This window comes from Flavobacterium chungangensis (genome assembly GCF_042654045.1).
In the GTDB taxonomy this organism is placed as follows: domain Bacteria; phylum Bacteroidota; class Bacteroidia; order Flavobacteriales; family Flavobacteriaceae; genus Flavobacterium; species Flavobacterium chungangensis.
In genome coordinates, this window is the sequence record NZ_JBHSFY010000002.1 from 445,586 (window position 1) to 458,945 (window position 13,360).

8 protein-coding genes are annotated in these 13,360 nt (G+C 35.1%); 7 read left to right on the forward strand and 1 reads right to left on the reverse strand.

The annotated features are described in order from the left end of the window. The first annotated feature begins 132 nt into the window (after positions 1-132). The 7 genes from ACFO3N_RS04895 (at position 133) to ACFO3N_RS04925 (ending at position 12,635) form a co-directional block, all read left to right on the forward strand. Positions 133-1,713: a glycoside hydrolase family 43 protein gene (locus ACFO3N_RS04895; protein ID WP_379795690.1), complete on the forward strand. Its 1,581-nt coding sequence runs from the start codon at positions 133-135 to the stop codon at positions 1,711-1,713. A gap of 114 nt (positions 1,714-1,827) precedes the next feature. Next, positions 1,828-3,786: a glycoside hydrolase family 97 protein gene (locus tag ACFO3N_RS04900; protein WP_379795692.1), complete on the forward strand. Its 1,959-nt coding sequence runs from the start codon at positions 1,828-1,830 to the stop codon at positions 3,784-3,786. Between the two features lie 649 nt (positions 3,787-4,435). Then, positions 4,436-7,444 carry a SusC/RagA family TonB-linked outer membrane protein gene (locus tag ACFO3N_RS04905; RefSeq protein WP_379795694.1) on the forward strand — a complete coding sequence of 1,003 codons (3,009 nt, stop codon included), beginning with the start codon at positions 4,436-4,438 and terminating at the stop codon, positions 7,442-7,444. Positions 7,445-7,456: 12 nt separating this feature from the next. Then, positions 7,457-8,950 carry a RagB/SusD family nutrient uptake outer membrane protein gene (locus ACFO3N_RS04910; protein ID WP_379795696.1) on the forward strand — a complete coding sequence of 498 codons (1,494 nt, stop codon included), beginning with the start codon at positions 7,457-7,459 and terminating at the stop codon, positions 8,948-8,950. Between the two features lie 131 nt (positions 8,951-9,081). Beyond that, positions 9,082-10,044 carry a glycoside hydrolase family 43 protein gene (locus ACFO3N_RS04915; RefSeq protein WP_379795698.1) on the forward strand — a complete coding sequence of 321 codons (963 nt, stop codon included), beginning with the start codon at positions 9,082-9,084 and terminating at the stop codon, positions 10,042-10,044. Positions 10,045-10,127: 83 nt separating this feature from the next. Further along, positions 10,128-11,429: a glycosyl hydrolase family 8 gene (locus tag ACFO3N_RS04920; RefSeq protein ID WP_379795700.1), complete on the forward strand. Its 1,302-nt coding sequence runs from the start codon at positions 10,128-10,130 to the stop codon at positions 11,427-11,429. A 24-nt stretch (positions 11,430-11,453) separates the two neighbouring features. Beyond that, positions 11,454-12,635, forward strand: a complete 1,182-nt coding sequence (locus ACFO3N_RS04925; protein WP_379795703.1) for an alpha/beta hydrolase-fold protein — start codon at positions 11,454-11,456, stop codon at positions 12,633-12,635. Positions 12,636-12,783: 148 nt separating this feature from the next. Here ACFO3N_RS04925 and ACFO3N_RS04930 read toward each other — a convergent pair whose 3' ends face one another. Beyond that, on the reverse strand, positions 12,784-13,353 hold the full coding sequence (locus ACFO3N_RS04930; protein ID WP_379795705.1) for a YciE/YciF ferroxidase family protein: 570 nt from the start codon (positions 13,351-13,353) through the stop codon (positions 12,784-12,786). Positions 13,354-13,360 lie beyond the last annotated feature (7 nt).

Genomic DNA, 13,360 nt, shown 5'->3' on the forward strand with positions numbered 1-13,360 from the left:
AAATATCCAACTGTTGTATCTTAAAACTTCTTATCTGTGTGATATGGTGACAGAAAAAGGGAGAACATATACTTTTTACATCAAATGATTTGAAATTAAAATATTATAAAGAAAAATAAATAAAAGTCAATAATGAAAACGAGTAGAGATTTTATATATGCTGTTCTAGTAATTGCATTGACTATTTTACCAAGTCAAGCTCAAAAAAGCAAAGCTCACAATCCCATAATATTTGCAGATGTGCCCGATTTGTCTATAATCAGAGTTAACGATACCTATTATATGAGCAGTACCACCATGCACATGAATCCAGGCGTTCCGATTATGAAATCTAAGGATTTAGTGAATTGGCATCTTGTTAATTATGCCTATCAAACCTTAGAAGATAATGATGAACGCTTGAACTTGGATCATGGCAAGAATGATTACGGCAGAGGCTCATGGGCGAGCAGTTTGCGTTATCACAATGGCGTATATTATCTGAGTACTTTTTCTGGTACGACTGGTAAAACTTATATTTTCTCTACAAAAGACATTGAAAAAGGTCCTTGGAAAAAAACTATTTTAAACAATTCCTATCATGACCATTCTCTTTTCTTCGATGATAATGGTAAAGTTTATCTTGTTTGGGGCGGCGGAAAGATTCAAATAGTAGAATTAAAAGAAGACTTGTCAGAAGTTAAAGAAGAGACTAAAAAAGTTTTAATAGAAAATGCCAATGAACCTGCTAAAAGCGATATAATGCTGCCGGCGGAAGGATCACAACTTTTTAAAATTAATGGAAAATATTATTTATTTAATATCTGCTGGCCCAAAAACGGTATTCGCACGGTAATCATACATAGAGCAGATTCGATTGCTGGACCTTGGGAAGGAAAGATTGGACTGCAGGATTTAGGCGTAGCGCAAGGAGGACTTATTGATACTCCAGATGGCAGATGGTTTTCGTATTTGTTTAGAGATGCAGGTGGCGTTGGCCGTATTCCGTATCTGGTTCCTATAAAATGGGAAAACGGTTGGCCAGTATTGGGAGAAAATGGTAAAGTGCCAGAAAATCTAGAGCTTCCTGCCAATAAAAGCCTGATTCCTGGAATTGTAAACTCAGATGAATTTACTCGTAAAAAAGGTGAAAATGATTTGCCGCTGGTTTGGCAATGGAATCATAATCCAGATAATAAGTTTTGGTCTGTAAAAGAAAGAAAAGGTTATTTAAGGTTAAGAACTTCTAGAATAGACAGCAGTTTTACGCAGGTAAAAAATATTTTGACGCAAAGGACTTTTGGTCCTGTATGTTCAGGATCAACCTTGTTGGAACTTTCAAATATGAAAGAAGGAGATTTTGCAGGACTTTCATTGCTGCAAAAAGATTTTGGTCTCGTTGGAGTAAAAATCGACAACGGCAAGAAAAAAATCATCATGATAAATGCTGAAAATGGAAATCCAAAAGAAATGGAAAGCGTTTTATTGAATCAGGACAAAATCTATTTTAAAGCAGAATGCAATTTTAAAAACCAAGCCGACCGAGGAAGATTCTATTACAGTTTAGATGGTAATAAATGGATCAATATAGGAAAACCTATTAAGATGCCGTACACAATTCCGCATTTTATGGGCTATCGATTTGGACTGTTTAATTATGCTTCAAAAACAATTGGAGGTTCTGCAGATTTTGATTATTTCAGGGTGAATGATAAAATTTCAGAAACGAAGTAAACTGTATCTTTACACTTCGCATGTCAAAGGCAATTCTACTTGTTTTACCATGAATGATTTTCACACATAAAAAACATTTTAAAAATTTTTTTATTAAAAGATTAATCTAAAATTATGAATCTTAAAAGTTTAATACTCCTATATTTGGTTAGTTTTTTAAAACTAAACGCTCAGTCCACAGTAAAAAGTCCAGACGGAAAACTAATAGTTTCGGTTTTTATAAGTAATGGAATTCCATTGTATAGCATTACATACAATGAAAAGAGTTTTGTTGAAAAATCTCCTTTAGGACTAAAGACAAATGTAGGAGATTTTAGCTCTGGCTTGTCTCTAGAATCAAATGTGAAACAAAATAGAATAGACGAGACCTATCAATTGCGCAATATAAAACAAAGTAGCGTTCATTATATAGCGAACGAAGCTGTTTTTTCATTCACAAAAGAAGGCACATCAGTACTTGATGTGATTTTTAGAGTCAGTAACAACAATGTGGCATTTAAGTATAAATTATATCCGCAGAAAGAAACACTTTCTTGTGTGGTTCAAGAAGAGGTCTCAGGATTTTTATTGCCAAAAGAAACTACTACATTTCTTTGTCCGCAAAGTAATCCAATGACAGGATTTGCTAGAACAGCTCCTAGTTACGAGACTTCTTATACACTAGATGATGCAATCGGAAAAAATGGTTTGGGAAATGGATATACATTTCCATGCTTGTTTAAAGTAAATAGTGGATGGGTCTTGATTTCTGAAACAGGAGTAGATAGCGGTTATTGTGCAAGCAGGTTAATTGGTCATGAAAATGGGGTTTATACAATTGGATTTCCAATGCCCGGAGAGAATAACGGAAACGGAACAACAGCACCAGGAATACCACTTATGGGAGAAACACCGTGGCGTACCATTACAATTGGAGAAACACTTGCTCCGATAGTTGAAACCACTATTCCGTTTGATTTAGTTAAACCAAAATATGAAGCGTCTAAAGAATATGCGTATACAAAAGGAACTTGGAGCTGGATTATTAAAATGGATGGAAACACCACGTTTCCTGTGCAAAAGCAATATATTGATTTTAGTGCCTCGATGGGATATGAAACTGTTTTGGTTGATGCGCTTTGGGATACGCAGATAGGCCGTGATAAAATAACAGAGTTAGCGGCATACGGCGCTCAGAAAGGCGTAGGACTTTATTTATGGTACAATTCAAATGGTTATTGGAATGATGCTCCGCAAGGTCCAAAAGGCTTAATGGATAATACTACGATCAGACGAAAAGAAATGGCTTGGATGAAAAGCATTGGGATTAAAGGCATTAAAGTTGACTTTTTTGGAGGTGATAAGCAGGTAACCATGAAATTATATGAAGATATTTTAACAGATGCGAATGATTTTGGAATTATGGTCATTTTTCATGGCTGTACTTTACCGCGAGGTTGGGAACGAATGTATCCTAATTTTGCATCTAGCGAAGCGGTTTTGGCAAGTGAGAATTTGCATTTTGGACAGCAAAGCTGTGATAACGAAGCTATAAATGCAGCAACACATACTTTTATTAGAAACACGGTAGGAAGCATGGATTTTGGAGGAAGCGCTTTAAATAAATTCTATAACAGTGATAACATTCCAAATAAAGGCTCAAAAAGAATGACTTCTGATGTGTTTGCTCTAGCGACTTCGGTGCTTTTTCAAAGCGGGGTACAGCATTTTGCTTTAGCGCCAAATAATTTACATGATGCTCCAGATTGGGCTATAAAATTCATGAAAGAAGTGCCTACAGTATGGGATGAAATTCAGTTTTTGGATGGATATCCAGGCAGATATGTAATACTGGCCAGAAGGAAAGGAGAAAATTGGTATATCGCTGGAATTAATGCTGAAAATAAAACCCTTAAAACCAAACTAAAATTGGATATGTTTTCTTCTGGAGCAATAGTAAATTTTTACACAGATGATGATCAGCTTAATGGAAAAGTAAATACACTGAAAATAAATAAAAATAAAGAAATAGAAATAAAGATACCTCGCAATGGAGGAGTTGTAATAACGAACTATAAAAATTTGAATAAATAATATAAATGGTTTTGCTGATGGGTTAAACGGAATGAAATAATTAGATTTTTAATTAAAAATTATAGCTCGATGTAGATTATGGACTAATCGCATCGGGCTTTTTTGTTTTAGTAGTATTTACAAATAGCAAAACTGGGTCTTTACTATTTTTTAGCAACCGATTGTTGTTTTTTATCTTTTGGCTCTTTTTAAGCTTTTTTATTTATAAGATAAATTGCAAAAGATAGTTTTTTAACTCATTTTAATATTATATTACTTATATTTTTATTTTTTTTGAAGGAAAATATTCATTTTTTTAATATTATATTTTTTGTAGAAAATCCGTCAGTTAGCTACTAAATTATTATAATTTATTTGTAATTCATTTTTAAAATAAATTATTTTCATTTATTTTGACTTAAAAATATTTTTAATGTTTTTATTTTAATGTTTTTTTAAGTTTTTTTTAATTAAAATATAAAACAACCGATTGTTTTATTAGTTGTTTTTTTATATTTGTTACCAAAATATTACAATTTTAGGAATTCAATTTTTTCAAAAAGAAAAAATTTCAAAATAAATAACCAAATAAAAATACCACATATGAACTTTTATTAGAATTAAATTAAACAAACCATTAACTATTTAAACCAAACAAAAAACTATTAATATGAACTTAAAACTCAAAATTGCACTAATCGGACTGCTGATCGTGGGCAGTCATAGTATAATGGCACAATCAAAGACCATTCATGGCGTGATTACCGACCCCTCAGGATTTCCGTTGCCTGGTGCCGGTATTAATGTAGAAGGAACGCAGAATAGCGCATCAACAGATTTTGACGGTAAATACTCTTTACAAGGAGTTAATCCAACCGATAAAGTAACCTTTTCTTATGTGGGCTTAGTATCACAGACTATTACTGTGGGCGAAAGAAGCTCGATCAATGTAACTCTTGTTCAATCTACACAAAATTTAAATGAAGTTGTAGTAGCCTATGGTACTCAAAAGAGAACTAAGGTTACGGGGGCAGTTTCAACGGTAAGCTCAAAAGATATTGCCGCTGTACCTATTACAAATGCTGAATCTGCACTGCAAGGACGTGCGGCAGGGGTTACCGTTGTAAATGGTGCACCGGGCTCTAATCCTACAGTTAGTATTCGTGGTCTGGCTACAATGGGGAACAGCGCTCCTTTATATGTAATTGACGGAGTTTTAACTGGGAATCTTTCTGGTTTAAGTCCTAATGACATTGAGAGTATCTCTGTTTTGAAAGACGCTTCGACTACAGCTTTATACGGTTCTAAAGCTTTTAATGGTGTTATTATGGTGACTACTAAAAAAGGTAAAAAAGGCCCAGGTCAGTTAAGCTTTGGTACTTACGTTGGAGGTCAGGAAGTAACAAAAAGGTATAATGTTTTAAATACACAGCAATACCTTCAGTATGCTAAAGATTTAGGAAGTGATTTAACGGCTAGAGCAGCTGAGTTTGGAAACATAAATACCAACTGGCAAGACCAGATTTTTCAAACAGGACTTATGCAGGATTACAATTTGAGTTTTTCAAATGGTACAGAAAATTCTACAAGCCGCTATTCTGCTGAATATATGAAACAGGAGGGAGCCGTTGTTAATACAGGTTTCGAACGTTATTCTTTTAGAGCTAATAACACACAAGATATTGGTAAATTAAAAATAGGAAGCAATATTGGTGTTTCTTTCAGTACAATTAATCCAGAACGTACTTCAGGAGGAAGAACATTATTAGAGCATGCCATAAAAATGGCACCTTATTTACCGATATATAACCAAGATAATTTAGGCGGTTATCAAGGACCGAGCGCTATTGATGGCAATGACGCTGAAAATCCTGTTCGTGTAGCTAATTTAGGATATCAGAAAATAAATAATTTATCTATAATTGGAAACATTTATGCTGAATTAGAAATTTACAAGGGTTTAAAATTCAGATCACAAGTTTCTTTAGATTATTATACAGGTAAAGATCATACTTTCATTCCGAGTTTTCAAGATGGTTCTTACCACAAGCAGGCATTTTCTTCAACAAACGAAACAAATTCTCAAGGACAGACGATCGTTTTTGATAATAGTTTGACTTATAAAACTACGATCGCAAACAAACATAATCTGGAAGTTTTGGGAGTTATTACTAAAATTGATGGAAAATCGCAAAGTGTAGCAGCTGGCAGCCGTTATTATATTTCAAATGAAATTGATCAGTTAAGATATAATGAAGGAAGTTTAGGATCTGCAAATTATGAAGAAAAAAACTTAGGGTATATTGTTCGTATTAACTATGACTACGATGACAAATATATGCTGGCAGTTTCAGGACGTAGAGATGCATCTTCTCGTTTTGGATCAAATAATCGTTGGGGTAATTTTTATTCTATTGCTGCAGGTTGGAATATAGCGAAAGAAAATTTCATGCAAAATTCTATTTTCAGTACATTAAAACTTAGAGCTAGTACAGGAACAACAGGAAATGATAGAATAGAAAATTACCAATACAGCGCTACTTTAATAGCAAATTACAACTATCCAATTGGAGGAGCGAATGCACCTGGAGTTTCTTTGGGAGTGGCAGCCAATCCAGACTTAAAATGGGAGTCAAAATTAGATAGAAATATTGGTCTTGATTTTGGATTTTTTGATGAAAAGCTAACGGGTTCATTTGAATATTTCAACAATAAGAGTAGCGATATTCTTTTTGCAGTTCCTCTTGCAGCTTCTGTTGGATCTGCAGGCGGTGGAACGCAGATTCAAAATATTGCTGACGTAAAAGTAAGCGGTTTTGAAGTTTCGATTGGTTACAACGACAGAAAAGGAGACTTTACATGGTCTGCTGTGGCAAATTTAGGTACCAGTAAAAATGAGGTAGTGAGTTTAGCCCCAGGAGTAACGAGCGTTTTAGGAGGACCTGCACCAAGAGCAGGTTTAGAGAATTTTTCAAGATTAGAAGTAGGTCAGCCGTTATTTTACTTTTATGGATATCAGACCAATGGAATTTATCAAAATCAAGCAGAAGTAGATGCTGTTTTTGGACCAGGGCAGACATCTGTAAAACCGGGTGATATCAAAATTGTTGATCGTGATGGAAATAAAGTGATCAATTCAGATGATAAAACAAACATCGGAAATCCATATCCTGATTTCACCTATGGTTTAAACCTTAGCGCAGCGTATAAAAACTTTGATTTCAATTGCTTTATAACGGGTGTGGCAGGTAACGACATCTACAATGCAAATACTTTTGATCTAAAAGGAATGAACCGTTTGTTTAATGCCAGTACAGATGTTTTAGATAGAGCAAATGTTGTCAATGGCGTTGTTACCAATCCTTCTGCAACATTGCCAAGAGCTCAAGGTGCAGATATTAACTGGTCTTCTGCAAACCAGCGTTATATAGAAGATGGTTCTTTTACGAGATTAAAAAACATCGCTTTAGGATATACACTATCTGGAGATGCCTTTAAAAGCTATTTCTCAAAAGCAAGATTTTACGTAAGCGGACAGAATCTTATTACCATTACAAATTACTCAGGTCTAGATCCAGAAATTGCACGTGCAGATGCTAATGCGAACTCAGCAGGTATTGATTTAGGAAGGTATCCACAGCCAAAATCGGTGATTTTTGGAATTGATGTTACATTTTAATATTTAAAGACGATGAAAAAAATTAAATATATACTTATAGTACTGTCTGGAGTTTTAACCATAACTTCATGTGACACGGGCGAATTAGAATTAAGCAATCCCAATGCTTTATCGCCTGAAACTTTCTTTAAAACTGAAGCACAGGTGCAGTCTGCTGTAAATGCTTCTTATGCAAATCTTCAGACCAGAGGGCTTTATGGAAGAAATCTTTTCTTTGCCATGGATCTTATGGGGCATGACGCATTAGGAAACCCGCAGTTAGAAGGTAACAAGAAACCTTTTCAGGATTTTTCTTTTAACGGAGGAAATGATATTATTCAATATTACTGGGAATCTTGTTATATGGGAATATCCAGAGCGAATTTTGTGCTAGACAATGAGCAGAAAATTAACGCTCTTCCAGCTTCTACTTTATCTCAGGAAAAAAAGAATAAATATTTAGGAGAAGCTCATTTTTTAAGAGCTTACTATTACTTTCTACTAGTAAAACGTTTTGGTGATTTGCCAATTTATAAAACAAATACTATTGTCGGTAATGCAAGAAGCCCTAAAGCAGAGGCTTATGCTTTGATTGAAGAGGATCTTGTATTTGCATCTCAAAATCTTTTGCCAAGAGGATCAGAATCAGCAGGAAGAGCCAATAAAGAAGCTGCTTATGCACAATTGGGTAAAGTATTGCTATATCAAAAGAAATATACTGAAGCTTTAGCAGCGTTTAATAATGTGACAGGTTTCAGTCTGGAAGATAAAGGAAATTTTTATAATAACTTTATGGAAGAAACGGAACATGGTAAAGAATCGATTTTTGAAATTGAGTTTGATGAAAAAAATGGAACTGGCGATCAATGGGGTGCTGTTGGTGATAGTGGAGGAACAGGCTTTGAGGAGTCAACACTAAGAGGTCAGGAATATGGAAATCTTAGCTGGTATAATGTTTATCCGTCAGACGATCTTTTAGATTCGTATGAAGCAGGAGATAACCGCTTTGGAGATACTTTTTATGTGCCAGGATCGTCTTATCTAAAAGGGACTAAGGTAATGGTAGCGGATAACTTTACTACCTCTGCAGGTATTAGAAGAGCAGGCTGGAAAAAATATCAAAACTATTACAATAGAGAAGATGAAGCAACAAGATCAAGCATCAACTTTAAAGTAATGCGTTATGCGGATGTGCTGCTTATGAAAGCAGAATGTGAAAACCAAAGAGACGGCGGTTCGCAGACAGCAGCAATAGCATATATCAAAGAGGTGCGCGACAGAGCCAATCTGACAACTAATATTGCTCCAACAAAAGAGGCTGTTTTTGCAGCAATTGTTCACGAACGTCAAGTAGAATTTGCCGGAGAACAATCTCGTTTTGATGATATTATAAGATGGGGTATAGCAAATACTGTATTACAAGGAACAGGTTTTACTGCTGGTAAAAGCGAGTTATGGCCAATACCAAACAGAGAAACCTCGTCTAATCCTAAAATAAAGCCTAGTGATAATAATCCTGGTTATTAAGGCTTTAAATTTTGGTTAGTTTAAGTTAAGTTAGTTTTTTATAAACAGCGCATTTACTGCGCTGTTTATTGTTTAGAGAAATACTATCGAAGAAAAAATCAAATGGCATTTTGAATTAATTGAATCAAAAAATGAAAAATATAAGTAAAATTTTGTTGGTGACCATTTCTTGTTTTTTTACAATAAACATAGAAGCACAAAACCCTATTATTAAAGACATCTTTACAGCAGATCCTGCTCCTCTTGTGCATAAGGGAATCTTGTATTTATATGCAGGTCACGATGTAGCAACTCAGGAGGATACTAATTATAAAATGGCTGACTGGCATGTATTTTCGACAACAAATATGAAAGACTGGAAAGATCACGGAGCGCTACTTTCGCCTAGCACCTTTTCATGGGCAACGGGCGATGCGTACGCTGCTCAATGCGTTGAGAGAGACGGAAAGTTTTATTGGTTTGTTTCGACATTTCATAAAAAAGATGAGGTAAGCCAAGGCGGTGCTGCAATAGGCGTGGCGGTATCGGATAGTCCTACGGGTCCTTTTAAAGATGCGATTGGAAAAGCACTTATAATAAACGAAATGACAACCGATATGAAGTATGGTTGGGATGATATTGACCCCACTGTCTTTGTGGATGACGACGGGCAAGCCTATATGTTCTGGGGTAACGGAAGCTGTAAATGGGTTAAACTTAAAAAGAATATGATAGAGCTAGATGGAGATATTACCACTTTTAAACCTAAAAATTATATTGAAGGGCCTTGGGTTTATAAAAGAAAAGGACTTTATTATTTAGTATATGCCAGTGAAGGCACAAAACCTGAAATGATAGAATACTGCACCGCTAAAAATATTACAGGTCCATGGAATTATCAAGGAATTATTCAGGAAAATGTTCAGAATAGTTTTACCACACATCCTGGCATCATAGATTATAAAGGAAAATCATACTTCTTTTATCATAACGGAAGTCTGCCAACAGGCGGTAGCTACAGACGTTCCATCTGTGTAGATTATATGCATTATAATAAAGATGGAACCATTCAAAAAATAATACAAACTGAAGAAGGAGTAAGCAGAATCAAGTAAAAAGCAGCTTTAATTTTTCTAATGAAACGAAAGATTTCAAAGCGCATATTTTTTTTTGAATTAACTAGTAAAATAATAAATATATGAACATGGTTATTGCTAAAGATTTTACAAATAAATACCTGATTAGAACCCGAATTCTGTTATTGATTTTTGTATTGATGGTGCCGTTTTTAGTTATTAGTCAGAATAAAAAGAAAGCGGATAAATCGGAATTAAAAAGGCCTCAATACCGTAATCTTTTTAAAGAAGCAGGTTATAGCCAGATTGATATCGACAAGAAATTGGCTAAAGCTTATTATGATGTTTTTGAAGGACCAGATAAAGTTTATTTTGAAGAAGGAGATGCTTTAGGATACATTTCTGATATCAAAAATAAAGATGCCCGTACAGAAGGAATGTCATACGGAATGATGGTTGCCGTTCAACTCAATAAAAAAGATGTTTTTGATCGTCTATGGAGATGGTCAGTAAAGTACATGCAGCATCAAGATGGACCAAGAGAAGGATACTTTGCATGGAGCGTAAACCCAGAGACTAAAAAACAAAATTCTCCAGGTTCTGCTTCAGACGGAGAATTGTATTATATAACGAGTCTGCTTTTCGCTTCTAATAAATGGGGCAATGATACAGGAATAAACTACTACAAAGAGGCCAGAAGAATATTAGATGCTATGTGGAAAAAAGATGGTACTGGCAATGTGCATAATATTATTAATACAGAACATAAGCAAATTTCTTTTGTGCCAGAAGGGGGAGGCTACAATTGGACAGATCCATCTTATCATGTTCCTGCCTTTTATGAAATATGGGCATTGTATGCCAAAGACGGACACGAGCAGTTTTACAAAGAATGTGCCGATGTTTCGCGTAACTTTTTACATAAAGCCTGCCATCCTGTGACGGGGCTAAATTCAGATTATACAGAATTTAATGGAGAACCGCATCCGACTCCTTGGATGCCTCCTGGATTCCGTTATGATTCTTGGCGCGTTCCTATGAACATTGCCATGGATTATACTTGGTACGGAAAAGATAAAGAGTGGCAGGAAGACTATGCGAAGCGATTTCAAAATTTTTTAAGGTCTAAAGGATTAGATACTTATGAAGATCAGTTCAATCTGGATGGTTCTACTCCAGAATTTATTCTTCAGGCGGGTCCGGTGAAAAAACTGAGACATTCAATCGGGTTAGTAGGAACAGCAGCTACAGCATCATTAGTAAATAAAGACAAAGCCAGTCTAGATTTTGTTCATGCGGTTTGGAATGCCAAACTTGAGCCTTACGAAGACGGTTATTTTGATCCCTATTATGATGGATTAATGTATCTCTTCAGTCTAATGCATTTGAGTGGAAATTATCAAATTATAGCTCCAAAAGGGTAATCTAATTTTTAAATCTAAAAAAATATGAAACAGTACCTAATTGTTATATTATGGATGCTAATTTTGTCTGGTGGAGAAGGTTTTGCACAGACTAATCCAACTTCTATTATTGAAGATTTTAAACCTTCATCTGTCAATCAACCACAAAAGTTATTTCCTAAGGTAAATTCGCAGAGACGTGTTCGTGCCAGTATTGCCGCACCAGATGCCAAAAAAGTACAGTTGGATATTGGAGGGATAAAATATGATATGAAAAAAGATGAGAATGGGGTTTGGATGGGAGAATCAAATCCGCAGGATGAAGGATTTCATTATTATCAATTAAATATCGATGGAGCATCAGTTCCAGATCCTGGAAGTTTGTATTTTTATGGTGCAGGAAGATGGGGAAGCGGTATCGAAATTCCGTCAGGAGATCAGGATTTTTTTGCCTTGAAAAATGTTCCGCATGGTCTTGTAAGCGAAAATATTTATTTTTCTAAACTGACAAATTCCTTTAGACGTTGTTTTGTTTATACTCCTAATGAATATAATGAAAATACAAAAACACGATATCCCGTTCTTTATTTGCAGCACGGAAGTTTGGAAGATGAAACAGGCTGGTCTTCACAAGGTAAGGCAAATTTAATTTTAGACAACCTGATTGCTTCCAAACAAGCGGTGCCTATGATTATTGTAATGGATAATGGTTATGCATATAAAGCTCCAAATAACGAAGCAGCAGACAACAATAAACAGCAGGAATCTGTTTTTGAAGATGTACTGATTACAGAAGTTATTCCTATGATTGATGCTAAATTTCGTACGATTCCAAAGAGAGAAAGCAGAGCTATTGCAGGACTTTCAATGGGAGCCAATCAAACTATGAGAATCATGATGAATCATCTTGACACTTTTTCTTATTACGGCGGATTTAGTGGTACAGCAAATTATCCAAGTTCGGAGGTTATTGACGTTTCTTCATTTCTAGATGGAAAATTTAAAGACGGGACTGCATTAAACAAACAAATTAAGCTTTTTTGGCTCGGATTAGGTACAAAAGAACCTGTTCCGTTTCCTAAATCAATTGGTGCATTTCGAAAAATGCTTGAGCAACAGAGAATTAAGTATGAATATTACGAATCACCTGAAACGGCTCACGAATGGCTTACATGGCGAAGATGCTTGCACCAATTTGTAGCTAAGCTGTTTAAATCAACCATTTAAAAAATTATGATTTTGACCTTTAAAATATCTTTAATAGTTGTATTATTTTTTTTTATCAGAATTGAAGAAAGTTGCATAGAGGAAATATTGTGTAAAAAAAAAAATCTGCAGCGAGTGCAGATTTTTTTATAATTTAATATTACAGCTATTATTCAGCAGCTACAATATTCACAGTGTTTAATGCGACATCATTAAGTAAGCAGTCGGCTTCTTTTTCTTCAGCAAGTGTCTGAGTCAATAATTTTGCGGCATCATTTTCTCCCAGCGTTTTAGCAAATGCCACAAGCGTTCCATAGGTCGCTATTTCGTAATGCTCGATTTTTTGTGAAGCTGCAATAATTCCTGCGTCACGAACTGCTCCAGGCTGTGTTTCTTCCAGAATACTGTCTCCTTCTTTAAGTAATCCTGCCATAGCCTCGCATTTTTTTCCCTCTGCTTTTTCACCAATCAGTTCAAAAACCTTTTCTAGTCTTTTAACCTGATTTTGTGTTACGGCATGATGTTCTTTTATAGCTGAAGCAAGACTTGCATCTGTTGCATTATGCTGCATTTTAGGAAGCGCACCAACCAAGGCATTTTCTGCCCAATATATGTCTTTAAGGCTGTCAACAAATAAAGCTTTTAATTCTGCGGCAGCATCAGCTGCAGGCTGTACAATTCCATTTTTAGGAGTTTTGTCTGCAGTTTTTGTATGATTTGGTTTTTCTGAATTTTTCATAGTTCTT

Bases quoted from the DNA above. Each gene is read 5' to 3' on its own strand.
- ACFO3N_RS04895 (WP_379795690.1), top strand. From the start codon at position 133: ATGAAAACGAGTAGAGATTTTATATATGCTGTTCTAGTAATTGCATTG.
- ACFO3N_RS04900 (WP_379795692.1), top strand. From the start codon at position 1,828: ATGAATCTTAAAAGTTTAATACTCCTATATTTGGTTAGTTTTTTAAAA.
- ACFO3N_RS04905 (WP_379795694.1), top strand. From the start codon at position 4,436: ATGAACTTAAAACTCAAAATTGCACTAATCGGACTGCTGATCGTGGGC.
- ACFO3N_RS04910 (WP_379795696.1), top strand. From the start codon at position 7,457: ATGAAAAAAATTAAATATATACTTATAGTACTGTCTGGAGTTTTAACC.
- ACFO3N_RS04915 (WP_379795698.1), top strand. From the start codon at position 9,082: ATGAAAAATATAAGTAAAATTTTGTTGGTGACCATTTCTTGTTTTTTT.
- ACFO3N_RS04920 (WP_379795700.1), top strand. From the start codon at position 10,128: ATGAACATGGTTATTGCTAAAGATTTTACAAATAAATACCTGATTAGA.
- ACFO3N_RS04925 (WP_379795703.1), top strand. From the start codon at position 11,454: ATGAAACAGTACCTAATTGTTATATTATGGATGCTAATTTTGTCTGGT.
- ACFO3N_RS04930 (WP_379795705.1), bottom strand. From the start codon at position 13,353: ATGAAAAATTCAGAAAAACCAAATCATACAAAAACTGCAGACAAAACT.